We start from the raw sequence: 24,388 nt of genomic DNA on the forward strand, positions 1-24,388 counted from the left end.
GGACGGGACCTCGGTGACCGCTCAGGCGGGCCGCACCACGCTGTGGATGGGCATGTAGTAGATCGACTCGACGCGGACGTTCGTGCCCGGCTTCGGGGCGTGGATCATCTTGCCGTCGCCGATGTATATCCCCACGTGGCTGATGTCGTCGTAGAAGAAGACCAGGTCGCCCGGCTTGGCGTCGGCCGTCTTCACGGTCGTGCCGACCTTCACCTGGTCCCACGTCGTACGCGGCAGGGAGATCCCCGCGGCCTTCCAGGCGTCCTGGGTGAGCCCGGAGCAGTCGTAGGAGTCGGGGCCGGCGGCGCCCCACACGTACGGCTTGCCGATTTGACCCTCGGCGAAGTTGATCACCTTCGCGGCCTTCGTCGCGTAACCACTGTCCGTGCCGCCAGAGCCAGAGCCAGAGCCAGAGCCTGCGCCCGTGTCGGTGCCGGAGCCCGAACCCGAGCCCGAGTCCGGGGTCGTCTCCTTCTCCTTCTCGCGTTCCTTGGCCGCGGCCTCCTCGGCCGCCTTGCGCTTGGCCTCCGCCTCGGCTTCCTGCTTGCGCGCCAGCTCGGCGGCCTTGCGCTTGGCCTCTTCTTCCTTCTTCTTCTCGATCGCCGCCAGCCGTGCCTTCTCCTCGGCCGTCAGCTCCGAGAGCAGCGTGCGCGCCTGACCCAGCTTCTTCTGGACGGTCTGCTTGCTCGTCCTGAGATCGTCCCGTGAGTCGCTCAGCGTCTCCAGGCTCTTGGCGGCCTTCGTGCGCTGCTTCGTCGCCGAGGCCTGTTGCGTCTGGTAGTCGTCGACCGCCTTCTTCTGGCGCGCGGTCAGCCGTTCCGACAGGTGGTTCTGGGCGAAGTACCCCTCCGGGTCGTCGGCGAGCAGCATCGTGGCGGTCTCCGAGACGCCGCCGGTGCGGTACTGGGCCGCGGCGAACGTGCCCAGCTGTTGGTGGGCCTCGTTCAGCTTGTCCGTGCGCTTGGCCACATCGTCGAGAAGGGTGTCGACCTTCTTGCGCTGCTTGTCGGTGCGCTCCTTGACCGAGTTGTACTTCTGGGTGGCTACGCCCGCCTGGTGATAGAGGTCGTCGACCTTCTTCTGCACCTCTTCGAGGCTGGGCTTCTCGGGTGCGGACGGTGCCGCTTGCGCGCTCTGTGACAGGAGAGCCACGGAGGTGAGGGCTGCCGTCGTGATGCCGAGGGCGGGAGCGGCGCGTAGGCCGGCCATGCGGGTCCGCGGCTTGCGGTGCGACGCCAAGGGAGGCGACTCCTTCCGTAGACCGCCTACCGGGTTAGCTGTCGGGTTCGGGCGGGTGGTTCCGGAAGGTTGCCCTACGGTCCCGTACCGCGTACGGGACCGATTCACCCCAAGTTCATCGTGGGTCCCCGGCTCCGAGGAGATCGAACTCGGCGGAGGCCACCCGTTCCCGGCGGGGTTCGCCGGTGGGAGTACGAGCGGCCCGCGGAGCACGCTAGCCAACTCGTGTGGCTCGTGTGAAGGTTGATGTTCGATATGCCCGATACATTTTCGTTACTTTACGAAGCTCTTGACGCGGGCACGCCGTGTTATGACGGAGAGTGGCAGGGCGTGGGCGTGGCGTAGGCGGGTGTGACGTGGCCGGAACCCGGAGCGGGTTGTCAGTGGGGCCGCCTAGACTCGGGAGGCGATGAGCAGCCTCTTTGATGACAGCTTCCTGGCGGACCTCCAGCCCTCGCGGGCTTCGGAGGAGGAGTCCCCGCCGCCGCCCGAGGACAGTGCTCCGGAATCCGTTCCGGATGATCTGTTCGACGGGAAGTTCGACGCGCCCGTGCCCCGGGAGGCGCACTACCGCGGCGGCGCCCCGCGCCCCGTGATCGACCCGGCGGCCCTGCTCGACGGGCTGAACGAGAACCAGCGCGCGGCTGTCGTGCACGCGCACTCCCCGCTGCTCATCGTCGCGGGGGCGGGCTCCGGCAAGACCCGCGTCCTGACGCACCGCATCGCGTATCTCCTGGCAGAGCGGCACGTGCACCCGGGGCAGATCCTGGCGATCACGTTCACCAACAAGGCCGCGGGCGAGATGAAGGAGCGCGTCGAGCAGCTCGTCGGGCCGCGGGCCAACGCGATGTGGGTGTCGACGTTCCACAGCGCGTGCGTCCGCATCCTGCGCCGCGAGTCGAAGAAGCTGGGCTTCACCTCCTCCTTCTCGATCTACGACGCCGCCGACTCCAAGCGGCTCATGGCGCTGGTCTGCCGCGACCTGGACATCGACCCGAAGAAGTTCCCGCCGAAGTCCTTCAGCGCCAAGATCTCGAACCTGAAGAACGAGCTGATCGACGAGGAGACCTTCGCAGGCCAGGCCGCCGACGGCTTCGAGAAGACGCTCGCGCAGGCGTACGCGATGTACCAGTCGCGGCTGCGCGAGGCGAACGCCCTCGACTTCGACGACCTGATCATGACGACGGTCCACATGTTCCGCGCGTTCCCGGACGTCGCCGAGCACTACCGCCGCCGCTTCCGCCACGTGATGGTCGACGAGTACCAGGACACCAACCACGCGCAGTACGCCCTGGTCCGCGAGCTGGTGGGGCCCTCCGGAGGCGAGGGTGACGACCCCGCCGAGCTGTGTGTCGTGGGCGACGCGGACCAGTCGATCTACGCCTTCCGCGGCGCCACGATCCGCAACATCCTCCAGTTCGAGGAGGACTATCCGAACGCGACCACGATCCTCCTCGAGCAGAACTACCGCTCCACGCAGACGATCCTGACCGCGGCCAACGCCGTCATCGAGCGCAACGAAAGCCGCCGCCCCAAGAACCTGTGGACCAACGCGGGCGCGGGCGCGGGCATCATCGGCTATGTCGCCGACACCGAGCACGACGAGGCGCAGTTCGTCGCCGACGAGATCGACCGGCTCACCGACGCGGGTGACGCGAAGGCGGGCGACGTCGCGATCTTCTACCGGACGAACGCGCAGTCCCGTGTCTTCGAAGAGATCTTCATCCGCGTCGGCCTGCCCTACAAGGTCGTCGGCGGCGTCCGCTTCTACGAGCGCAAGGAGGTCCGGGACGTCCTCGCGTATCTGCGAGTGCTCGCCAATCCGGAGGACTCCGTCCCGCTGCGGCGCATCCTGAACGTACCCAAGAGGGGCATCGGCGACCGCGCGGAGGCGATGATCGACGCGCTCTCGCAGCGCGAGAAGATCTCCTTCCCGCAGGCACTGAAGCGCGTCGACGAGGCGTACGGAATGGCGGCCCGTTCGGCGAACGCCGTCAAGCGTTTCAACGTTCTGATGGAGGAGCTGCGGACCATCGTCGAGTCGGGCGCCGGGCCCGCCGTCGTCCTGGAGGCCGTGCTCGAACGGACCGGGTACCTCGCCGAGCTGCAGGCCTCGACCGACCCGCAGGACGAGACCCGCATCGAGAACCTCCAGGAACTCGCCGCCGTGGCCCTGGAGTTCGAGCAGGACAGTGGGGAGGCGACCTCCGAAGGCCAAGCGGAAGGCGAAGGCGAGAACGACGGCGAGGATGTGGCCGAAGGCGCCGGCACAGGAGTGTCGGGCACACTCTCGGAGTTCCTCGAGCGGGTCGCGCTCGTCGCCGACTCCGACCAGATCCCGGACGAGGAGGACGACGGCTCCGGAGTCATCACGCTGATGACGCTGCACACCGCCAAGGGCCTCGAGTTCCCGGTCGTCTTCCTGACCGGCATGGAGGACGGCGTCTTCCCGCACATGCGCTCCCTCGGCCAGGTCAAGGAACTGGAGGAGGAGCGCCGCCTCGCGTACGTGGGCATCACGCGCGCGCGGGAGCGGCTCTACCTGACGCGGTCCTCGATGCGCAGCGCCTGGGGACAGCCCTCGTACAACCCGCCCTCGCGCTTCCTGGAGGAGATCCCGGAGTCCCACCTGGACTGGAAGCGAAAGGGTTCCGTCGGCGCACCGGCAACCTCCGGGCCCGCAGCCGGAATCGCCTCCTCCTTGTCGTCGTCCCGCTCGCGCACCGGGGGCGCGCAGGGATTCGCCACGCGCCGCGCCTCGGAGAAGCCGGTGGTCGCGCTCGCGATCGGGGACCGGGTCACGCACGACCAGTTCGGCCTCGGGACCGTGGTCGGGGTGAAGGGGACGGGTGCGAACGCCGAGGCGACGGTGGACTTCGGAGAGCCGAAGCCGAAGCGGCTCCTCCTGCGCTACGCACCGGTGGAGAAGCTCTGACGCCGCGCGCGGCGGCCTGAGTTACGTCGGGTCGAGGCCGTGGCTGCGCAGCCACGGCAGCGGGTCGATCGCCGAGCCGCCGGCGGGACGCACCTCGAAGTGCAGGTGCGGGCCCGTGGAGTTGCCGGAGTTGCCGGAGAAGGCGATGGGGTCACCCGCCTTGACGGGGCCGCTGGAGACCGTGTGCGTGGAGAGGTGGCAGTACCACGTCTCCGTGCCGTCCTTGGCGGTCACGATCGCCATGTTGCCGTAGGCGCTGTTCCACTTCGTGGAGACCGTGCCGTCGGTGGCGGCGAGCACCTCGCTGCCGTACGACACCGGGAAGTCGATTCCGGAGTGCGCGGACATCCAGTTGACGCCGGCCTGGCCGTAATAAGCGCTCAGGCCGTGCTGCTTCACCGGAAGCGAGAACTTCGGGCGCAGGCGCTCCTTGCGCGCGGCTTCCTCGGCGGCCTTCCTCTGGGCGGCGACCTTCTCCGCCTTGAGGTCGATGCGCTCCTGGGTGCGGCTCGCGCGATCGGCGAAGTCACCGGCGTCCGCGGAGACGTTCGCCAGCTGCGTGTCGAGCTTGTTGTTGGCGGTGGAGGGCTGCACCGGCGCGGTGTCCGGGGCCGTTGCCGCCTGCGTCTCCTTGCCGTCGTCGCCGCCGAAGTCGCCCACGGAGGCGGCGGCGATACCCGCGACGCCCATCACGCAGGCGGAGGGCACGGCGACGGTGAAGAGCGCGGAGCGCTTGGCGGGGGAGCGACGGCGGGCCCGGGAACGGGAGCCGTGCGAACGGTCGATGAGCGGAGGTTCGCCGTCACTCGCGGAAGCCCGGCGGCTCGGCTCGACCGGGCCGAGTGAATCGGCGGGAGCCTCGTCGGGCGTGAATTCGTGCTCGGCGTGAGCCGGTTCGGCGTAGGCCTCGGGGGAGTGGGGGTCGGAGTCGTACGACGCGGAGGCGTAGGACCCGGTGTCGTAAGGCGAATGCTCGTACGGTTCGGGGGCCTCGTACGTGTCGGGCGCTCCGGGCGTGTCCTGGGCCTCGTACGTGCCGTGTGCCTCGTGCGCCTCATGGGTCTCGGGGGTGCCGTAGCCCTCGTGTGTCCCGGTGCTCCCGTACGTCATGTCCTGGGCGCCGGAGTTCCACGCGGTCGCGTCGTACGCGCCGGTGTCGAAGGCCGGGGTCTCCCACTGGCCGGTCGGCTGCGGCTGGTCCCAGGCGCCCGCGTCCCAATGCCCCGTGGCCTCGGGGCCGCCGGTCTGCGCCGGGATGTCGGCGGAGAGATGCTGATGGCCGCCGGTGGACCACATGGGGCCGGTGTCGTAACTGCCGGTCTCATAACCACTGGTGTCGTACGCGGCTTGGTGCTGTGCGGTGTACGGGTCGTAGTTCAGCGTCTGTTGCGTTCCCGTGGTGGACCACTGGCCGGTGTCGTACGAACTGCCGGGCATGTCGCCGAAGAGCGGGTCGGACGCAAAGCTTCCGGTGTCGTGACCGGCCGTCGCATGACTGCCCGTGATGTCGAAGCTCCCGGTGGAATAGCCGTCGTACCCGGGCTGGGCGCCGTGGGGGGTGCTCTGCGGGTCATACGCCGCGTAGGGCGCATGGTCGGCGGGTGCCGAGGCCGGGGGTGTCGAGCTCCCCGACGGGTGACGGTCGTTCACCAACTTCTCTTTCGCCTCGGCAGCAGGGGCAGAGCAGTGCGGTGACTGTACCCGGCGGTACGCGGGCGCGACAATCTTCGGCAGGTTTCGTGCTCTCGGGAAACGGGCATTCGGCCGCCTTTCGGCGGACTGCGGGCACAGCCTTGGCCCTGCGTTCGAGCTCCGTTCGACAAATTTTCCTCGCCGCGCGCTGCGCGAGCTGCTCCTCAGGCCACGGTGAGTCCGTTCTCGGCACTCTTCGCCGGGGCGCCCGGAGCAGGCAGATCGAGGGCTTGGCGGATGCCGGCGGCGACCGCTGGGTGCACGGGCAGGGCGAGATGGCCGACACCGGAGACACGTACATTCTGGGCGATCAGGTCGGGGTGGTTGACGCAGGCCGCCTCCAGCGGGTCCATCAGCTGGTCCAGGTCGCTCCAGAAACTCACGAAACGGGTCCGGCAGCCCGGTGCGGGCTCTCGCAACTCCTCGATCACGTCCGAGCCGGGGCGCATCTGGCGCACGATCGGGTGCGCGTCGGCCAGCGGCACGACCCGCGTTCCCTCATGTGGGGTACCGAGGGTGACCAGCGTGCGGACGCGCTCGTCGCCGCCCAGGCGCTGCGCGTAATAGCGGGCTATCAGGCCGCCGAGGCTGTGCCCGACGATGTCCACCTGGTGGTGGCCCGTGCGCTCGCAGATCTCCTCTATGTGGCGGCCGAGCAGCTCGGCCGCCGTGCGGATGTCGCAGGTGAGGGGGGAGTAGTTGAGGGACTCCACGTGCTGGCCGCCGTGCTGGGCCAGGGAGCGGCGCAGGAGGACGAAGACCGAGCGGTTGTCGATGAAGCCGTGCAGGAGGACGACCGGCGGGCGGCTCTCCGCGGGGAGCCGGGGGGCGTCAGGAGGCGGTGGTTCGGAGACGGTCCTGCGTTCCTGGGCGATGCCCGACGGGTAGAGGAGGAGGTGGCCGGCGAGGATCGCCACCTCTAGTGCGGTCGCCTTCAGCAGGGCGATGGAGAGCCCCGCCAGTCTGGCGGGCAAGAGAGAGCAGGGCGGGCGAAAGGGCAGGACCCTCGTGATGGTCATGGTCGACCTCCCGGTCGGCACGCCGGGGGACGGCTCTGTCCCCCGTGTGCCCGTAGTGGGGAGGCGTGGCCGAGGTCGTACGGCGGTGCGTGGTCAGCGCCGACGGCGTCCCGTGCATCGGCGCGAACGCCGATGCGCCGTGTCCACGGCGCGCGGCGGACGGCGCGGCGGCACGGCGACCTCGTTGCGGCTCCCCTTGCGCCGTCCCGGAGGCGGTCCAAAAGCCGCTGGAAACGGGAGTGGCGCGCAGCGAACGTGTCCCTTCGTGTGATTTCCCCCTCGCTCTCCACCGTGAAACTGCCGGGTGCGAGATGCTGGGGATAACGTTCGTTCACTTCCCCGGCCGGTGCGGCACGGGGTGCCAGTGCTGGGACAGATGGATATCGGTACATGGAGGCAGTGATGGGTGTGGCAGCCGGACCGATCCGCGTGGTGGTGGCCAAACCGGGTCTCGACGGTCATGATCGCGGGGCCAAGGTGATCGCGAGGGCACTGCGTGACGCGGGCATGGAGGTCATCTACACCGGCCTGCATCAGACGCCCGAGCAGGTGGTGGACACCGCGATCCAGGAGGACGCCGACGCGATCGGTCTGTCCATCCTCTCCGGCGCCCACAACACGCTCTTCGCGCGCGTGATCGAGCTTCTCAAGGAGCGCGACGCGGCGGACATCAAGGTCTTTGGCGGCGGCATCATCCCTGAGGCGGACATCGCGCCGCTCAAGGAGAAGGGCGTCGCGGAGATCTTCACTCCCGGGGCGACGACGGCCTCGATCGTGGACTGGGTCCGGGCGAACGTCCACCAGCCGGCCGGCGCCTGACGGCCACGGTGCCGGGGTAGGGGCGCCCGGTCGCCTCCCTCGCTCCGTCGCGTCGGCAGGGGCCGCCGCCCGCCCGGGCCTCTCGATCGATCCATCGCCCGGCCTTGTGATGGGGGTGTCTAAGACGACGGCACCCCCGGATCTTCCGGCGCCGCGCCCGTCTTCACCGGCTCCGCGCCCAGTTCCGCACGCATTGCCGCCCGCAGACGCAACGTACTGACCAGCCGCTGGAAAGCCTCCGACCAGTAGCCGCCCGCGCCGGGTGACGCGTCCTCCGGCTCGTCCGGTATCGCCGTCAGTACGTCGAGCCGGACCGCCTCCGCCGGGTCGAGGCAGCGCTCTGCCAGTCCCATCACGCCGCTGAAGCTCCAGGGATAACTCCCCGCGTCCCGCGCGATGTTCAGCGCGTCCACCACCGCCCGGCCCAGCGGTTCCGACCAGGGCAGCGCGCACGCGCCGAGCAGCTGGAACGCCTCCGAGAGGCCGTGCGTCGCGATGAACCCCGCGACCCAGTCGGCCCGCTCCCCGGCCGGCAGTGCGGCGAGGAGCTTCGCGCGCTCGGCGAGCGACGCCGCGCCGGGCCCCGCCGCGTCGGGGGACGAGGGGGATCCGAGCAGCGCCCGGGACCAGATCGCGTCACGCTGCCGCACGGCCGCGCGGCACCAGGCGGCGTGCAGCTCGCTCTGCCAGTCGTCGGCCACGGGAAGCGCCACGATCTCGGCGGGCGCACGGCCGCCGAGCCGCTCCTGCCAGGTGCCCAGCGGGGTCGCCTCCACCAACTGGCCGAGCCACCAGGAGCGTTCGCCGCGCCCAGCCGGCGGCTTCGGGGTGACGCCGTCGCGTTCCATGCCCGCGTCGCACTCATGCGGCGCCTCGACGGTAAGTGTCGGCATGCTCTTCGTGCCCTGCGCATGGTCTATGGCCACGCAGGACGCCGCCCGGTCCGCCATCCGCGCGGCGAGAGCGGACGAGGGGAGCGCGGAGAGGAGCTCGGCCGCCGTGGCGCGGACGTTGCGGCTGCGGTCGGTGAGGGCCTGCTCCAGGAACGGCTCGTCGGCGGCGTGCAGGTGGGTGCGCAGGGAGTCGAGGAACATCAGACGGTCCTCGGCCCGCTCCGTGCTCCACGTGGAGACGAGCAGGTCACGTGCGGCGGCCGGGTCATGCGCCCGCACGGCGCCGAGCAGGGCGACGCGCTCGGCGAACAGACCCTCCTCCCAGAGCTGTTGTACCTGGGCCGTTTCCTCTGGTGCGGGGAGTGCCACACCGCCGCCCGGTGTGGAGCGAAGTGCGAACTTCCAGTCCGGGTTGAGCCGCGCGAGCCACAGAGCCCGCGGCCCCGCGAAGGCGAGGGCCTGCGGTCGGAGGTCGGTGCGCCCGCGGGCCGCGTTCAGGAGGGCGGGAAGCAGCTCGGGAGGTGCCGCGAAGCCGCGCTCGTTGGCCAACGCCAGCCACTGGGGCAGCAGTTCCATCAGGTCGGGCACCGCGCCCCGGCGTCCGCCACTGCCCGCCCCGGGGTGCTCGGTGAGCAGTGTGGCGAGCCTGCGCCGCGCCGAGGGCGGCACCAGGGGCCTGGGGTCCTCCGCGGCTGGCTCGGGAGGTGTGGCCGTGGGCGCGGGGGTCAGTCCGGCTCTGCGCCGCAGGGTCTGCACCGCGGCCGCGTCCAGCAGGGCGGCCGGCGCGTCCTTGTCCTGTGTCCGTACGGGGGGTGGGCGGCGGTCGGTACCGAGGAGCGCGGCGGTGACCAGGTCCTCCCAGGGTGTGGCGGCGGCTTTGGTGAGTGCGGTGGTGCCGGTCATGGGGACTCCTCTCCCGGGCGGGACTTTCGGGTCTCTTTGATCTCTGCGGTCCTTGGGGGCTTTATGGGCCTCGAAGGCATCGGAGGCCTCGGAGCCAGGGGGTCCTGCCGGTCGTACAGGTCTCTCGGGTCCGCGGCCTCGGCCTTGGGGGTCCCGCCGTCGTCGGGCAGGGTGGTCAGCAGAGGGCGACGGCCCCTCCCGTTCCGCGAGGCCAGGCCGTCAGAGGCGTGAAACCCTTGTGGCCACACTCGCCGAAGACCGTCACCGGAGCGCCTCCGGAGAGTGCCACCAGCCGCCACAGGCCCGCTCGAGATGCCGAGGAAGGGGTGAGGGGAAGGCCCATGTCGCCCTCCGCGTCCACCAGTTGCCATCCATCTGATGAGGGCGCCAGGTGAGGGGTCGGTATGACGTCGCGCAGCGTCACCGGCCAGGAATTCAGCCAGGGGTCGTCCCTCAGCATCTCCCCGTAGCGCCGCGCTCCCTGTTCCGTTTGCACACCCGGCGGCCGGGCGGCTGTCGGCGCGGGAGCACCGAACTGCTCGCCCAAATCCGCCCGCAGTTGCCCCGCGCCCGGATACGAGGTCAGCTCGGCGTCCAGCGCGAGGCCCACCGGCAGCGCGAGGGCGGGCGGGCGTCCGGCCGCTCCGTACGAAAGGAGCAGGGCCGTCCGTCCGGATTCCGTGCCGTACAGCCATATCCGGCGGGTGGTGAGTTTGCTGTCCGCCGTGTCGTATTGCGCGAGCACCAGCCAGTGGTCCCGCACCGGCGGGCCCTGTGCCGGTGTGGGCAGGCCTATGCGGGAGCGGACCGTGGCCGCCAGGGGCTCCGGCAGTCGCTCGCGGTGCAGCCAGCCCTGGTCGAGGAGGTGCAGCAGCGCGCACTCCTCCAGCATCCGCACCGCCCAGCCGGGGCCCGATGAAGGGATGGCCCCCAACTCCCGGACGCGCGCGGCCAGCCCGGGCGCCTGGGCGTCCACCATGCGGGCGGCCGTCTCCTCCCACAGTCCGTACCCCGTCTGCTCCGCGGCGGCTATACCGCCCCGCAGCAGATCGGAGAGGCGCTGCTCCAGCTCCGTCACTCCCGCCGTGACCCGCTCGGCCCGCCGCTCCACCCTGCGGCGTGCGGCATCGGGGTCGGCGACCGCAGAGCCCGGCTCGGTGTCCGGAGCCCGCTTCGTCTCCGCCTTTTTACGGCGCCCCGTCAGCCATTCCTCCGCCCACCCCGGCGGCTGCGCCTGAGGCACCGCATCGACGGTCCCGTCCTCGCCCGCCCAGAGCAGCAGCAGCCCGAGCGCGTGTTTGCACGGGAACTTGCGGCTCGGGCAACTGCACTTGTACGCCGGGCCCGCGGCGCCGGTGATGTCCGCGATGTCGACGACCGTCTGATACGGCTTGCTGCCACTGCCCTTGCACAGTCCCCACACCGCCCCCTCGCCCGAACTGCCTGCCTCCGACCATGGGCCGGCGACGCCGAGTTTGCTTCCCGCCTTGCGTGACGGGGCGTCAGGCGCCAGTGACAGCACCTGATCCGCCGTCCAGCGCACCCCCTGCTGAGTCATGTCATCGAAGGTAGATCCCAGCACTGACAATCGACTCCGCACCTGATGTCTGCGCAGGTCAGCGGCGTGCGAGGGGCGATTGTCAGTGGCGTGGTGCACGGTTGGAATCACATCCGGGCCAGATGCGTCCGGACGAGTTGGAGGGGGATCGCTCCATGACCGTGTCCGTCGACTCGACGACCTCGACGACCGAGGGCCAGCCCGCGACCGCGACCGCCGCATCCGCTGTGTCCGCGTCCGCGTCCGCCGCGTCCGCGCCGGCGGGGGAGGCGGAGGCGCTGCGGCCGCACGCCGAGCAGGCCTTCGCCGCCGAACTGGTCGCGCTCGCCGCGCAGGACGACCGGCCCCGCCCTGCCCGCTGGCGGCTCTCGCCCTGGGCGGTCGCGACGTATCTGCTCGGTGGCACGCTGCCCGACGGGACGGTGATCTCGCCGAAGTACGTGGGGCCGCGCCGCATCGTCGAGGTCGCCGTCACCACCCTCGCCACGGACCGTGCCTTGCTCCTGCTCGGCGTGCCAGGCACCGCGAAGACATGGGTGTCCGAGCATCTGGCGGCCGCCGTCAGCGGAGACTCCACGCTGCTCGTGCAGGGCACGGCCGGCACGCCGGAGGAGGCGATCCGGTACGGCTGGAATTACGCGCGGCTGCTCGCGCACGGCCCCAGCCGCGACGCGCTCGTGCCGAGCCCTGTCATGCGGGCCATGGCCGACGGCATGACGGCGCGGGTGGAGGAGCTGACCCGCATCCCCGCGGACGTGCAGGACACGCTGATCTCGATCCTGTCGGAGAAGACCCTGCCCATACCGGAGTTGGGCCAGGAGGTGCAGACCGTGCGCGGCTTCAACCTCATCGCCACGGCCAACAACCGCGACCGCGGGGTCAATGACCTGTCGAGCGCGCTCCGACGCCGCTTCAACACGGTGGTCCTTCCATTGCCGGAGAGCGCCGAGGCCGAGGTCGAGATCGTCTCGCGCCGTGTCGATCAGATCGGACGCTCACTCGATCTGCCGTCCGGTCCTGAGGGGATCGACGAGATACGCCGCGTCGTCACCGTCTTCCGTGAGCTGCGGGACGGTGTCACGGCCGACGGGCGTACGAAGGTGAAGTCGCCGAGCGGCACTCTCTCGACGGCGGAGGCGATCTCCGTTGTGACCAACGGCCTCGCCTTGGCCGCCCACTTCGGGGACGGCGTGTTGCGGCCGGGCGATGTCGCGGCGGGCATCCTCGGCGCGGTCGTCCGTGACCCGGCGGCGGACCGGGTGATCTGGCAGGAGTACCTGGAGGCGGTGGTCCGTGAGCGGGACGGTTGGAAGGACTTCTACCGCGCGTGCCGTGAGGTGAGTGCGTGACGAACGGGGGCGTCGGTGTGGGTGTGGTTCTGGGTGTGGGTGTGATGGTGGCTGGTTCGCGGGAGACGGGGAGGAGCGGACATGAGCGGCGAGGTGCGGGGAGCGACGACACGGGCTGGCGAGGGGCCTTTGCTCCTGGGGGTGAGGCATCACGGGCCGGGTTCGGCGCGTGCGGTGCGGGCCGCGCTTGAGGCGGGCGCCCCGCGTGTGGTGCTGATCGAAGGGCCGCCGGAGGCAGACGCGCTGGTGGCGCTCGCGGCGGACGAGGGGATGCGGCCGCCCGTCGCGCTGCTCGCGCATGTGGCGGACGAGCCGGGCCGCTCGGCGTTCTGGCCGCTGGCGGAGTTCTCGCCGGAGTGGGTCGCGATCACGTGGGCCGCGGGAGCCGGGGTCCCGGTCCGCTTCATGGATCTTCCAGCGGCGCATGCGCTGGCGCGGGCAGAGGGGAAGGAAGGGGGCGAGGACGCCGCGCAGGGTGATCCGGGCGAGCCCGGATCACCGGGGGACGCGGAGGTCGACGCGGTGCGGATCGATCCGCTGGCGGTGCTCGCCGAGACCGCCGGGTACGACGATCCGGAGCGGTGGTGGGAGGACGTCGTCGAGCACCGGGACGGAGGCGGGGACGCGTTCGCGCCGTTCGACGCGCTGGGCGAGGCCATGGGGGCGCTGCGCGAGGAGTACGGGACGGGTGGGCATGACCGCGACCTGGTGCGCGAGGCGTACATGCGTATTCAAGTGCGCACGGCGCAGCGTGAGTTCGGGCCCGACGAGGTCGCGGTCGTGTGCGGCGCCTGGCATGTGCCGGCGCTGCGGCAGAAGGTGACCGTCGCGGCCGACCGGACGCTGCTCAAGGGGCTGCCGAAGGTGAAGGTCGACATGACCTGGGTGCCCTGGACTCACCGTCGCCTCTCCCGCGCCAGTGGGTACGGCGCGGGGATCGCGTCCCCCGGTTGGTACGGGCATCTGTTCAGCGCGCCCGACCGGCCCGTCGAGCGCTGGCTGACCAAGGTCGCGAGGCTCCTCCGGGATGAGGACAGGCTTGTGTCGTCCGCGCATGTCATCGAGGCGGTACGGCTCGCGGACACGCTCGCCGCGATGCGGGGACGCCCGCTGCCGGGGCTCACCGAGACGACGGACGCGATCCGGGCGGTGATGTGCGAGGGCTCGGACGTGCCGCTTGCCCTCGTGCACGACAAGCTGGTCGTCGGGGATGTCCTGGGGGAGGTGCCGGACTCCGCGCCGGCGGTGCCGTTGCAGCGCGATCTCACGCGGCTCCAGCGAAAGCTCCGGCTCAAACCGGAAGCGCTTGAGCGGGAGTTGGAGCTGGATCTGCGCAAAGACACGGACGCGGCACGCAGCAGACTGCTGCATCGCCTGCGGCTGCTCGGGATCGGCTGGGGCGAGCCCGTCGAGTCGCGGGGAAGCACGGGTACGTTCCGGGAGACCTGGCGGCTGCGGTGGGAGCCGGAGCTTTCCGTGCGGGTGGCGGAGGCCGGGGTCTGGGGGACGACCGTGGTGGCGGCGGCCACCGCTCGGGCGGAATCCGATGCCGTCGGTGCCAGGGCGTTGGCCGACGTCACCGCGCTGGCCGAGCGGTGCCTGCTGGCGGACTTGCCGGAAGCGCTGCCTGTGGTGATGCGGGTCCTCGCCGACCGGGCGGCGCTGGACTCGGATGTCGGACATCTGGCGCAGGCGTTGCCCGCGTTGGTGAGGTCGCTTCGGTATGGGGATGTGCGGAGCACGGACACCGCTGCCCTCGGTGAGGTGGCTATGGGTCTCGCCGAGCGGGTGTTCGTCGGGCTGCCTCCCGCGTGCGCGGGGCTCGACCAGGACGCTGCGCTCGAGATGCGGGGGCATGTGGACGCGGTGCACCAGGCGGTGGGCCTGCTGGGGGAGCTGGGTGCCGGTCGGGCGGGCGAGGGGGAGTCCGGTCCGCGTCTGTCTCCGCCGGGGGCCGGTATGCGGGGGCGGTGGTTCTCCGTGCTGAGAGTGCTGGGGGAGCGGGACAGCGTCGCGGGGGTGGTGCGCGGGAGGTGCGTGCGCATCCTGGTGGACGGTGGGGGGTTGGCCGAGGACGAGGCCGCCCGGTTCATGGGGCTCGCCCTTTCGCGGGGAACCGAACCGGCCGAAGCCGCCGCCTGGATCGAGGGATTCGTGGGCGGCGGTTCGGGAGGCGGCATGTTGCTCGTGCACGACGAGCGGCTGCTCGGCCTTGTCGACGACTGGCTGACCGGGGTCCCGGACCGCGCCTTCACCGACGTACTCCCACTGCTGCGGCGCACCTTCTCGGCGTACGAACCGGGAGTGCGGCGGACGCTGGGCGAACTGGTGCGGCGGGGCCCGGCGGCGGGCGGCGCCGCGACCGCTGCCGGTGGGATACCTGGCTTCGGGCCGGAGCTCGACGGAGAGCGCGCGGACGCGGTTCTGCCGGTGCTGAGTCTGTTGCTGGGGGTTGGGGCTGGGGCTGGGACCGAAGGCGGGCTAGGGGCCAACGACGGCAACGATCTTGTGGGGGTGGGCTGATGACGCAGGACGTCGCTCAAGGCAGGGCGGTCGCACAAGGCAGGGCGGGGGACGCCGAGGTAGCCGCCGCTCAAGGCGCGCAAGCCGCGACAGCTCAGGGCAACCCCGTGGCAGATGCGCGCAGCCACGGCGGGGACGCCGGGGACGCCGCGGGGGAGCGGATGCGGCGGTGGCGTCTTGTGCTGGGCGGGGGTGAGGGCGAAGGGACGGGGTGCGAGCTCGCCGGGCGGGACGCGGCGATGGACGGAGCGCTCGGTGCGCTGTACGGGGGTGAGGGACGGGACAGAGGGAAGAAGGACCGGTCGCGGGATCGTTCGGCGGGGCTCGGGGCGTCCGCGCCGTCCGTGTCGCGCTGGCTGGGGGACATCCGCAAGTACTTCCCCTCCTCCGTCGTCCAGGTCATGCAGCGCGACGCCATTGAACGCCTCGGCCTGTCGACGCTGCTCCTGGAGCCCGAGATGCTGGAGGCCGTGGAGGCCGACGTACACCTGGTGGGAACCCTTCTCTCCCTCAACAAAGCCATGCCGGAGACCACCAAGGAGACCGCGCGGACCGTCGTACGCAAGGTGGTCGAGGACTTGGAGAAGCGGCTCGCCACGCGGACCCGGGCCACCCTCACCGGCGCGCTCGACCGCAGCGCCCGGGTCAGCAGGCCGCGCCACCACGACATCGACTGGAACCGTACGATCGCGGCCAACCTCAAGAACTATCTGCCCGAGTACAAGACGATCGTGCCGGAGCGCCTCGTCGGGTACGGGCGTGCATCGCAGTCGGTGAAGAAGGAGGTCATCCTCTGCATCGATCAGTCGGGCTCGATGGCCGCGTCCGTCGTCTACGCCTCGGTGTTCGGTGCCGTGCTCGGTTCGATGCGGTCGCTCAACACGCGGCTCGTCGTCTTCGACACGAACGTCGTCGACCTGACCGATCAGCTCGACGATCCGGTGGATGTGCTGTTCGGCACGCAGTTGGGGGGCGGGACCGACATCAACCGGGCACTCGCCTACTGCCAGTCGCAGATCACCCGGCCCGCCGACACCATCGTCGTCCTCATCAGCGACCTCTACGAAGGGGGTATACGCAACGAGATGCTGAAGCGGGTCGCGGCGATGAAGGCGTCGGGCGTGCAGTTCGTGACGCTGCTCGCGCTCTCCGACGAGGGGACGCCCGCGTACGACCGCGAACACGCGGCGGCGCTCTCGGCGTTGGATGCCCCGGCCTTCGCCTGCACCCCCGACCTTTTCCCGGAGGTGATGGCAGCGGCGATCGAGAAGCGCCCTCTGCCCATACCGGACATGAATGCGCATCGGTGACAGGGGGCTTGCGCCAGGGCGGGCAGCCCGTGCGAGGATCGGCGGGCTTCACTCCCGGAGCGAAACGTCGCGCTCCGGGCCCGCCCGGCCCAGCGCCCGGGGCACTCCGTTCAGCCCTCAGACAGCGTCCGGGGCACCCGCCCAGCAGAGGAACCCCCTCGTCTTGACTCCCGCAGCAGTCGTTCTGCCCTCTGCCGCTGTGCGCATGCCGCGCGCCGTGGCCGGGCGGCGTGCGCTGCAAGTGGTGCTGTTGCTGGTCGGGTTGCTCGCGCTGGGGATTCTCTGCGGCGAGCGTGCGCAGGCCGCGGACGGTGTTCCGGCTGCGGGGCGCGTGGAGTCGGCGAGGTCGGCGGAACCCACTCGATCCGTGGACCCCGTGAGGTCGACGGAATCCACTCGGTCCGCGGAACCCGCGAGGTCGGCGGAACCCGTGCGGGGACGGGTGGGCGAGACCGAACCCGCGGGGGAGAGCGCGAAGAAATCCGTGGGCGAGGCCGCGCGGGACGGGCGCGAAGCCGTGCGCGATGCTGCGGTCGAGCCTGTGGCCGACGCGGTCCAGCCTGTGGCCGACATCGCTGAACCCGTGGTCCACACCGCTGAGCCCGTCGCCGATGCCGCCGAGCCTGTGGCCGACGCCGCTGAGCCCGTGGTTCGGGCCGCGCGGGGTGTAGTGCGGCCGGTCGTGGACGTGGGCACTGGAGTTCTTGAGGGCGCGCCGCAGCGGGTGCTCCCCGAAGCACCCGGCTTCCCCTACCTCCCCGGCATGCCGGGCGTCCCCGGCGCTCCCAACCTCCCCGGCGTCCCCGGCGCTCCCAACCTCCCCGCCCCGCCTGAGCTGCCGCAGCCCGTCCCCGGCCCCGTCCCCGTCCCCGGCCCCGTCCCCGGCCCCGGCTCAGGCGTCGGCGGCGGTGCTGATGCCGGGGACGAGCCAGGGGCGACCCATGCCGGTCAGGGCGAGGCGGCGGCTCGAACGTGCGAGGCGCGGGCCGAGTCCTCGTACGGCACAGGCGCCCGCGTCGGCACCCTCACCGGCACCGGCGCCGCGTATCAGGCCGGCCGCCAGGTGAGCGGTGACGTATCGGACGGCGGGAAGCGCACCGAGCACGAGCCGTTCCCGTTCGCACCCGGCGATCCCGCGCGGACGCTGGGCGGACAGTCGGCCGGTGACGGGAGTTCGACGCGGCACGGCGATCCGTGTGCCGCCTCGGCCGGCGGCCGTGCGCCGGTGCGGCTTATGCGGGGCGTCGAAGCCGCTCAGGTTTCCGTGCCGATCCGCGAACGACACCGGGACATCCCCGACTTCCCTGGCTAGGGCAGCCCTTTCCCCGCGAAGACCTGCCGCGCGGGGGTGGCAAAGGTCTGCCCGCCGACCGGACTCATCCGGGTCGGATTCACAGCCAGAGTTTCGAAGGATCTGAAGCACGCATGAACAAGAACATCCGTCGTTCCATCGTCATAGCCGCCGGTGTCACGGGCGCCTGGGCGCTCGGTTCCGCCGTCGCCAGCGCGGACGAGATGCCGCAGCACTCCGTCGCCCTGCCGGACAACACGTCCGACGCGGTCGCTGACGTCACCGGCGACGTGGCTGACGTCGCCGACGCCCGGGGCACCGCGAAGTCCACTGCCGCCGACGTGCGCGGCACCGCGAAGTCCACCGCCGCCGAAGCGAAGGCCGCCACCAAGACCGCCACCAAGGCCGCCGCCCCCAAGGCCGACCTCCCCCAGGTCAACGCCCCCGAGGTCAGCACCCCGGACATCAGCACCCCGGACATCAGCACCCCGCACGTCAGCGCCCCGCACGTCAGCACCTCGGACGTCAGCACCCCCGAAGACTCCGTCGACTACCTCTTCGGTCCGCTCTCCGCCTTTGCCCCGGAGGTCGAAGCCGCCGCCACGAAGGCGCCCGCGACCGCCACGAAGACCGCCGGCCCCATCGTCGACGAGACCGCCGCAGCCGTCCTGCCGCCCATCGCCGCCACCGCGGTCGACGGTGTCGTGCCGGTCGCCGGGCAGGCGGTCGGCGATGCCGGTTACCTGGCGCAGGGCGTGGTCGGCGATGTCCAGCCGTTCGCCGGTGGGGTCGTCGGCCAGGTCCCGCCGTTCGCACAGGGTGTCGTCGGCGACGACGTGCAGCCCTTCGCGGACGGAGTCGTCGGCTCGGTGTCGCCGCTCGTGCAAACCGTCACCGACCAGGTGCGGCCCGTCGTGCAGGGCGTCGGTGGCAGCGCGGGCGAGCTCGCGTACGGCGTGACGGAAGACGTCCAGCCGTTCGCCGGTGGAGTCGTCGGCCAGGTCTCGCCCTTCGCGCAGGACCTGACGGGCACCGTCGCCCCCGACGCGCAGTCCCTCGCCGGGAACGCCGTCACGGGCGTCCAAGGCGTGGCGGACTCGGTCGCTCCGAGCTACCTGCCGACGTACGAGCAGGCGTACAACGCGTCGCACAACGCGACGTACGCCGTCTGACAGCCGGAGCGACAGCCCGTGCGGCGGCACGGGCTGTCACCCGCAGTGGCTGTACCAGCCGTAACACGAGCAAACGGGCGGCCCCTGTCACCACAGGGGCCGCCCGCCCTCGGTCCGCATCTGCGATCTGTGACAGTCATCACCGCCCAAATGTGATCTGCGATTTAGGGACCCACGGCCCACGGCGATAACCTGCGAGACGGACATGCCGCGTACCGGACTCCGTCCTACGCCTCCCTTGTGACAGCGCAGTCACGTTGCCCTCCGCGGCACGCCCACGCAGACAGCTGACCACAAAGCAGCGAGATCGCAGCGAGATCACGGAAAAGGGACGGACGCGCGTGGACCTGTTCGAGTACCAGGCGAGGGACCTCTTCGCCAAGCACGGTGTACCGGTGCTGGCCGGTGAAGTCATCGACACGCCTGAGGCGGCGCGCGAGGCCACCGAGAAGCTGGGCGGCAAGTCGGTCGTCAAGGCACAGGTGAAGGTCGGTGGCCGAGGCAAGGCCGGCGGCGTGAAGCTGGCCGACACCCCGGACGAGGCCGTCGCTCGCGCGACGGACATCCTCGGGATGGACATCAAGGGCCACACGGTCCACAAGGTGATGATCGCCGAGCTGTCCCCGGAGATCGAGGCGGAGTACTACGTCTCGTACCTCCTCGACCGCACCAACCGCACCTTCCTCGCCATGGCGTCGGTGCAGGGCGGCATGGACATCGAGGAGGTCGCGGAGAAGACCCCCGAGGCCCTCGCGAAGGTCCCGGTCAACGCCGTCGAGGGCGTGAACATCGAGAAGGCCCGCGAGATCGTGGCCCAGGCGAAGTTCCCGGCCGAGGTGGCCGAGGGTGTCGCCGAGGCCATGGTGACCCTGTGGGACACCTTCGTCGCCGAGGACGCGCTCCTCGTCGAGGTCAACCCGCTGGTGAAGACCAAGGACGGCCGCATCCTGGCCCTGGACGGCAAGGTCTCGCTCGACGAGAACGCCGACTTCCGCCAGGCCGACCACGAGGCGCTCGAGGACAAGGACGCAGCCAACCCGCTCGAGGCTGCCGCCAAGGCCAAGAACCTCAACTACGTGAAGCTCGACGGCGAGGTCGGCATCATCGGCAACGGCGCGGGTCTCGTCATGAGCACCCTGGACGTCGTCGCGTACGCCGGTGAGGCGCACGACAACGTCAAGCCGGCCAACTTCCTCGACATCGGCGGCGGCGCTTCGGCCGAGGTCATGGCGAACGGCCTGGAGATCATCCTGGGCGACCCGGACGTCAAGTCCGTCTTCGTCAACGTCTTCGGTGGCATCACCGCGTGCGACGAGGTCGCCAACGGCATCGTCCAGGCGCTCGAGCTCCTCAAGACCAAGGGCGAGGAAGTCACCAAGCCCCTGGTCGTGCGCCTCGACGGCAACAACGCGGAGCTGGGTCGCAAGATCCTGAGCGACGCCAACCACCCGCTCGTGCAGCGCGTGGACACCATGGACGGCGCGGCCGACAAGGCCGCCGAGCTCGCGGCCGCGAAGTAAGGACGAGGGACAAACACAGCCATGGCTATCTTCCTCAACAAGGACAGCAAGGTCATCGTCCAGGGCATGACCGGTGCCACGGGCATGAAGCACACCAAGCTCATGCTGGGTGACGGCACCAACATCGTCGGCGGCGTGAACCCGCGCAAGGCCGGCACCTCCGTCGACTTCGACGGCACCGAGGTCCCGGTCTTCGGCTCGGTCAAGGAGGCCATGGAGGCCACGGGCGCCAACGTGTCCGTCCTCTTCGTGCCGCCGGCCTTCTCCAAGGCCGCCGTCGTCGAGGCGATCGACGCCGAGATCCCCCTCGCGGTCGTCATCACCGAGGGCATCGCCGTCCACGACTCCGCCGCCTTCTGGGCGTACGCGAAGTCGAAGGGCAACAAGACCCGCATCATCGGCCCGAACTGCCCCGGTCTCATCACCCCGGGTCAGTCGAACGCCGGCATCATCCCGGGCGACATCACGAAGCCGGGCCGCATCGGCCTGGTCTCGAAGTCCGGCACGCTGACGTACCAGATGATGTACGAGCTCCGTGACATCGGCTTCTCCTCGGCCGTCGGCATCGGTGGCGACCCGGTCATCGGCACGACGCACATCGACGCCCTCGAGGCGTTCGAGGCCGACCCCGACACCGACCTGATCGTCATGATCGGCGAGATCGGCGGCGACGCCGAGGAGCGCGCGGCGGACTACATCAAGGCCAACGTGACGAAGCCGGTCGTCGGCTACGTCGCCGGCTTCACCGCGCCCGAGGGCAAGACCATGGGCCACGCCGGCGCCATCGTCTCCGGCTCCTCCGGTACGGCTGCCGCCAAGAAGGAGGCCCTCGAGGCCGCGGGCGTCAAGGTCGGCAAGACGCCGACCGAGACGGCGAAGCTCGCGCGGGCGATTCTCGCGGGCTGAGTTTGCCTGAACCGTATGCAGAGTGGGCCCGCACCTCGACTGAGGTGCGGGCCCACTCTGTCGTTTGCCGCGCGGGCCGTCCGGGGCTGGCCGCGCCGTTCCCCGCGCCCCCTCAAGATCGCGCAGTTCCCCGCGCCCCCTAAAAGATTGCGCAGTTCCCCGCGCCCCTTCCAGGGCCTATCTCGGCAGCGGTGTCAGTTTTTCCGGGCCGCTCGACAGTTCCTCGCGGAGTTTGCGGTGGAGGATCTGGTCCGCGTACGTCAGGTGGCCGGGGCCCATTCTCGGAGGGATGTCGCTGATGGCCTTGCCCGGGGCCTGGGGCGGCTCGTAGCGCGTGGGGGCCGTTCTCAGGGTGAGGGCCGTCGCGCCGACGACCAGGGCGGTGAAGGCGATCGCCGCGCGGGTCCAGAACCGGGCGCGGTGCTCGCTCCCGGTGCGTACCCGGGCCGGGTTCGGGGGCCGCAGCTTCTCCGCGCCGCACAGTTCGCCGAGGCGCTGGTGCAGGGCCTCGGGTGTCGCCGCCTGGTCGGGGAGCTTCTCGGCGATCACCTCGCGCGCGTGCAGCAGCCGGTTGGCCGCCGCGGGGGTGCTCGCCTCGGTCTCGGCCGCCGTATCGGGCAGGTCGAGCCCGACGCCGTCGTAGAGCATCAGGGTGCGGCGCTGCGCGGGCGGCAGGCTCATCAGAACCTTGAGGAAGGCGCGGTCGGCAGCCTCGGCGGGCGGGGCGTCGGGGTGCCTGAGGGCGGGGCGCAGGCGGTGCCAGGGGGACATCGCGTACTCGTACGCCGCCGCGCGGACCCAGCCGGCCGGGTCGCGGTCCACGGCGACCTCGGGCCAGCGCTGCCAGGCGAGCTGGAAGGCGCGCTCCACGGACTCCTGGGCGAGGGTGCGGCGGCCGGTGAGGAGATAGGTCTGGCGTACGAGGCCGGGGGCGCAGGACGCGCAGAGCATGTCGAAGGCTTCGGCGGGGGTGGACGCGCCCGTGGCGGGCCTGGACGGCCCGGTCTCGCGCGTGGCTCGGCCGACTCCCTGGGCGGCGGCCTGGCCGACCGCCGGTGGCCGCATCACCGGCTCGGGCAGGACGCGACCGTTCATCGCCGCACCCACCGGGATGCGCGCGGGGGACTTGCCGTCCACGGCGTCCTTGGCGTCCTTGGCGTCGATGGCGGGGGCCGCGTCCCGGGCCCAACTGGGGCGCCGCACGGATCGCTCGCCCGCGCGTGCCTGGTTGCCCGTGAGGGTCTGCTCGCCCGCCACGGTCCGCTCGTGCGCGATCTCGGCCAGCAGCTTCGCGTAGACGTCGCGCTTGCGGCCGCGTGGCTCGGAGCGGCCGGTCTCCCAGGCGCGGACCGTTTCCCGGGTGACGCCCACCCGCGCGGCGATCTGGGCCTGGCTCAGGGACTTGGCCTCGCGCAGACGTCGGCGTTCCTTGGGGGACGGCAACGGTGTGGCAGGGCTCTGGGTCATGTCGGACTCTCCGCGCCGTGGGCCGTGGGCCTTCGTGCGGCGGGCAGGCGGGCGCGGCCGGTCCGTCGTACGAAAAAGTACATAAACGTATCTTGTGCGACACATCCGATATTCGCCTGTTACAGAGAGAAAGCGCGTGTCGTTGGGAGCATGGCCGATGTGACTCACATCACTTACCGCAGCTCACCGGTGCCGCCCTTCAAGCCGCTGGTCCAGCGGGTCCGCCGCCGCTCGCCCGGACTGGCGACGTGCATGTTCGCAGGGGCCGTCGCGGCCGGGCTCGGGCTTGGCGCCTGTGCCGTCCTGGTCATGGTCCTCTGGGTCGGCTCGCCCTATCCGGACAACGGGCCCGAGGGGGCGCTGCATGTCGCGGCGGCGGTGTGGCTGATCGCCCACGGCACGGAGCTGATCCGGAGCGACACGTTCTCCGGGGCCTCGGTGCCGGTCGGTGTCGCGCCCTTGCTCCTGATGGTGCTGCCGGGCTGGCTCGCGCACCGCGCGGCACGGGACGCGGCGGACCCGGAGGGGCCTGGCATGGCGCCGCGGACCGTGTGGTGCGGGGTGGTCGGCGGCTATCTGCTGGTCGGCACGGCCGCGACGGTGTACGCGGCGGGTGGCGCGCTGCGGCCGTCGTGGCCCAGCGTGATGCTGCACCTGCCGGTGCTCGCCGCGGGCGCGGCGGCGGTGGGGGTCTGGTCGGCGCTCGGGTGGCCGCGGGTGCCGCTGCCGGGTGGGGTGCGCAGGGGTCTGCGCGCGCTGCCCGCAGCGGTACGCCCCTTCTTCGTACGCCGACACATCCGCGCCGCCACGCGGGCCGCGGCGGCCGGGACGGTGGTGCTGATCGGCGGCGGAGCGCTCCTGGTGGCGGTGTCGCTCGCCCTGCACGGCGGCCTGGCGAGGGCGTCGTTCGCGCAGGTCACGGACGTGTGGTCGGGCCGTTTCGCGGTACTGCTGCTCGCCGTGGCGCTGGTGCCGAACGCGGCGGTGTGGGGTGCGGCGTACGGCCTGGGCCCCGGCTTCGCGCTCGGCACCGGGAGCGTGGCGGGGCCGCTGGCCGTGAGTCCGGCGCCCGTGCTGCCGGAGTTCCCGCTGCTGGCGGCGGTGCCGACGGAGGGGCCCGGATCACCGTTGACGTGGGCGGTGGGCGCGGTGCCGCTGGCCGCGGGGATCGCGGTCGCGTGGTTCACGGCGGGGGCGGCGACGCCTGCCTCCGGAAGGCGGGGCGAGGCGTGGACCCGCGGCCGGACGGCGCTGGTCGCCCTGGTGGCGGCGGCGCTGTGCGGGGTGGCGATGGCGGTCCTCGCGGCGCTGGCGGGCGGCCCGATGGGGGTGGCCGTCCTGGCCGACTTCGGGCCGGTGTGGTGGCAGACGGGGGCGGCGGCGCTGGGGTGGACGGCGGTGGTGAGCCCGCCGTTCGCCCTCATGATGCGGGCATGGCTTCTTCGAACCCGCCGGACGCCCTCTCGGTGGGCGCAGATCAGCCGGCGTCTGCCCAAGCCGCGGGTCCCGCACTTCCGGCTGCTACCAGCCCCCGGCCTGCGTATCCCGCGCATCCCTCACCGCCGTCAGAAGCAGCCACCGCCTCCGGCGCCGCCCACGCCGGAGCCGTTCCAGCCGTACGACTTCCTGCCGCAGGACCCGCCGGGAGACATGACGGACCGGGGCGTGAGGACCTGGCACGACGGAGCCTCCCGAGAGGCCCGCTGGACAGCACTGAGAAACACGACCAAGAAGGAACGGCCACCGGGGACGTGAAGCAGGCCGCCGTCCGAGGAGGCCCCCAAGGCCTCCC

General features: G+C 71.3%; 16 protein-coding genes and 1 riboswitch. Of the genes, 9 read left to right on the plus strand and 7 right to left on the minus strand.

The genetic code is table 11. The features are described 5' to 3' along the window. Nucleotides 1–21: 21 nt before the first annotated feature. Nucleotides 22–1,239, minus strand: coding sequence for an NlpC/P60 family protein (locus AB0I94_RS35275; RefSeq protein WP_363313832.1), 1,218 nt, complete (start codon nucleotides 1,237–1,239; stop codon nucleotides 22–24). A gap of 7 nt (nucleotides 1,240–1,246) precedes the next feature. Next, nucleotides 1,247–1,404: riboswitch (cyclic di-AMP (ydaO/yuaA leader) on the minus strand. A gap of 244 nt (nucleotides 1,405–1,648) precedes the next feature. Between AB0I94_RS35275 and pcrA the strand changes: the two genes are divergently transcribed. Continuing rightward, the gene (gene pcrA, locus AB0I94_RS35280; protein ID WP_363313833.1) at nucleotides 1,649–4,174 is read left to right on the plus strand and encodes a DNA helicase PcrA; all 2,526 of its coding nucleotides are present in this window, start codon (nucleotides 1,649–1,651) and stop codon (nucleotides 4,172–4,174) included. A 21-nt stretch (nucleotides 4,175–4,195) separates the two neighbouring features. Here pcrA and AB0I94_RS35285 read toward each other — a convergent pair whose 3' ends face one another. Both AB0I94_RS35285 and AB0I94_RS35290 read right to left on the minus strand, forming a co-directional pair. After that, nucleotides 4,196–5,824, minus strand: coding sequence for a peptidoglycan DD-metalloendopeptidase family protein (locus AB0I94_RS35285; RefSeq protein ID WP_363313834.1), 1,629 nt, complete (start codon nucleotides 5,822–5,824; stop codon nucleotides 4,196–4,198). A 206-nt stretch (nucleotides 5,825–6,030) separates the two neighbouring features. After that, on the minus strand, nucleotides 6,031–6,885 hold the full coding sequence (locus AB0I94_RS35290) for an alpha/beta fold hydrolase (protein ID WP_363313835.1): 855 nt from the start codon (nucleotides 6,883–6,885) through the stop codon (nucleotides 6,031–6,033). Between the two features lie 402 nt (nucleotides 6,886–7,287). Between AB0I94_RS35290 and AB0I94_RS35295 the strand changes: the two genes are divergently transcribed. Continuing rightward, nucleotides 7,288–7,704 (plus strand): cobalamin B12-binding domain-containing protein, encoded by a 417-nt coding sequence (locus tag AB0I94_RS35295; RefSeq protein ID WP_363313836.1) that lies wholly within the window; start codon nucleotides 7,288–7,290, stop codon nucleotides 7,702–7,704. A 119-nt stretch (nucleotides 7,705–7,823) separates the two neighbouring features. On the opposite strand, the gene AB0I94_RS35300 is transcribed toward AB0I94_RS35295, so the two are convergent. Beyond that, nucleotides 7,824–9,500, minus strand: coding sequence for a DUF5691 domain-containing protein (locus AB0I94_RS35300; RefSeq protein ID WP_363313837.1), 1,677 nt, complete (start codon nucleotides 9,498–9,500; stop codon nucleotides 7,824–7,826). A gap of 175 nt (nucleotides 9,501–9,675) precedes the next feature. After that, nucleotides 9,676–11,058, minus strand: coding sequence for an SWIM zinc finger family protein (locus tag AB0I94_RS35305; RefSeq protein ID WP_363313838.1), 1,383 nt, complete (start codon nucleotides 11,056–11,058; stop codon nucleotides 9,676–9,678). A 155-nt stretch (nucleotides 11,059–11,213) separates the two neighbouring features. On the opposite strand from AB0I94_RS35305, the gene AB0I94_RS35310 reads away from it, so the two are divergent. The 4 genes from AB0I94_RS35310 to AB0I94_RS35325 all read left to right on the plus strand — a co-directional run bounded on the left by AB0I94_RS35310 (nucleotide 11,214) and on the right by AB0I94_RS35325 (nucleotide 17,552). Beyond that, nucleotides 11,214–12,407, plus strand: coding sequence for an AAA family ATPase (locus AB0I94_RS35310; RefSeq protein WP_363313840.1), 1,194 nt, complete (start codon nucleotides 11,214–11,216; stop codon nucleotides 12,405–12,407). An 81-nt stretch (nucleotides 12,408–12,488) separates the two neighbouring features. After that, complete coding sequence (locus tag AB0I94_RS35315) at nucleotides 12,489–14,930, plus strand: DUF5682 family protein (RefSeq protein ID WP_363313841.1); 2,442 nt, start codon at nucleotides 12,489–12,491, stop codon at nucleotides 14,928–14,930. A 161-nt stretch (nucleotides 14,931–15,091) separates the two neighbouring features. Further along, a complete protein-coding gene (locus AB0I94_RS35320; protein ID WP_363313924.1) occupies nucleotides 15,092–16,240 on the plus strand; it encodes a VWA domain-containing protein in 1,149 nt (382 codons plus the stop codon). 163 nt (nucleotides 16,241–16,403) lie between these two features. After that, entirely contained in the window at nucleotides 16,404–17,552 is a 1,149-nt protein-coding gene (locus AB0I94_RS35325) for a hypothetical protein (RefSeq protein ID WP_363313842.1), read from the plus strand. On the opposite strand, the gene AB0I94_RS35330 is transcribed toward AB0I94_RS35325, so the two are convergent. Next, entirely contained in the window at nucleotides 17,549–18,733 is a 1,185-nt protein-coding gene (locus tag AB0I94_RS35330; RefSeq protein ID WP_363313925.1) for a pentapeptide repeat-containing protein, read from the minus strand. The genes AB0I94_RS35325 and AB0I94_RS35330 overlap by 4 nt on opposite strands. 311 nt (nucleotides 18,734–19,044) lie before the next feature. Here AB0I94_RS35330 and sucC point away from each other — a divergent pair, with 311 nt between their 5' ends. Then, entirely contained in the window at nucleotides 19,045–20,223 is a 1,179-nt protein-coding gene (gene sucC, locus AB0I94_RS35335) for an ADP-forming succinate--CoA ligase subunit beta (RefSeq protein WP_363313844.1), read from the plus strand. Between the two features lie 21 nt (nucleotides 20,224–20,244). Then, a complete protein-coding gene (gene sucD, locus AB0I94_RS35340) occupies nucleotides 20,245–21,129 on the plus strand; it encodes a succinate--CoA ligase subunit alpha (RefSeq protein ID WP_363313845.1) in 885 nt (294 codons plus the stop codon). A 177-nt stretch (nucleotides 21,130–21,306) separates the two neighbouring features. Here the strand turns inward: sucD and AB0I94_RS35345 are convergent, their stop codons facing one another. Next, complete coding sequence (locus AB0I94_RS35345; RefSeq protein WP_363313846.1) at nucleotides 21,307–22,596, minus strand: helix-turn-helix domain-containing protein; 1,290 nt, start codon at nucleotides 22,594–22,596, stop codon at nucleotides 21,307–21,309. 150 nt (nucleotides 22,597–22,746) lie between these two features. On the opposite strand from AB0I94_RS35345, the gene AB0I94_RS35350 reads away from it, so the two are divergent. Continuing rightward, nucleotides 22,747–24,351, plus strand: a complete 1,605-nt coding sequence (locus AB0I94_RS35350; protein ID WP_363313847.1) for a DUF6350 family protein — start codon at nucleotides 22,747–22,749, stop codon at nucleotides 24,349–24,351. Nucleotides 24,352–24,388: the final 37 nt, after the last annotated feature.

This window comes from Streptomyces sp. NPDC050147 (assembly GCF_040660195.1).
Lineage (GTDB): Bacteria > Actinomycetota > Actinomycetes > Streptomycetales > Streptomycetaceae > Streptomyces.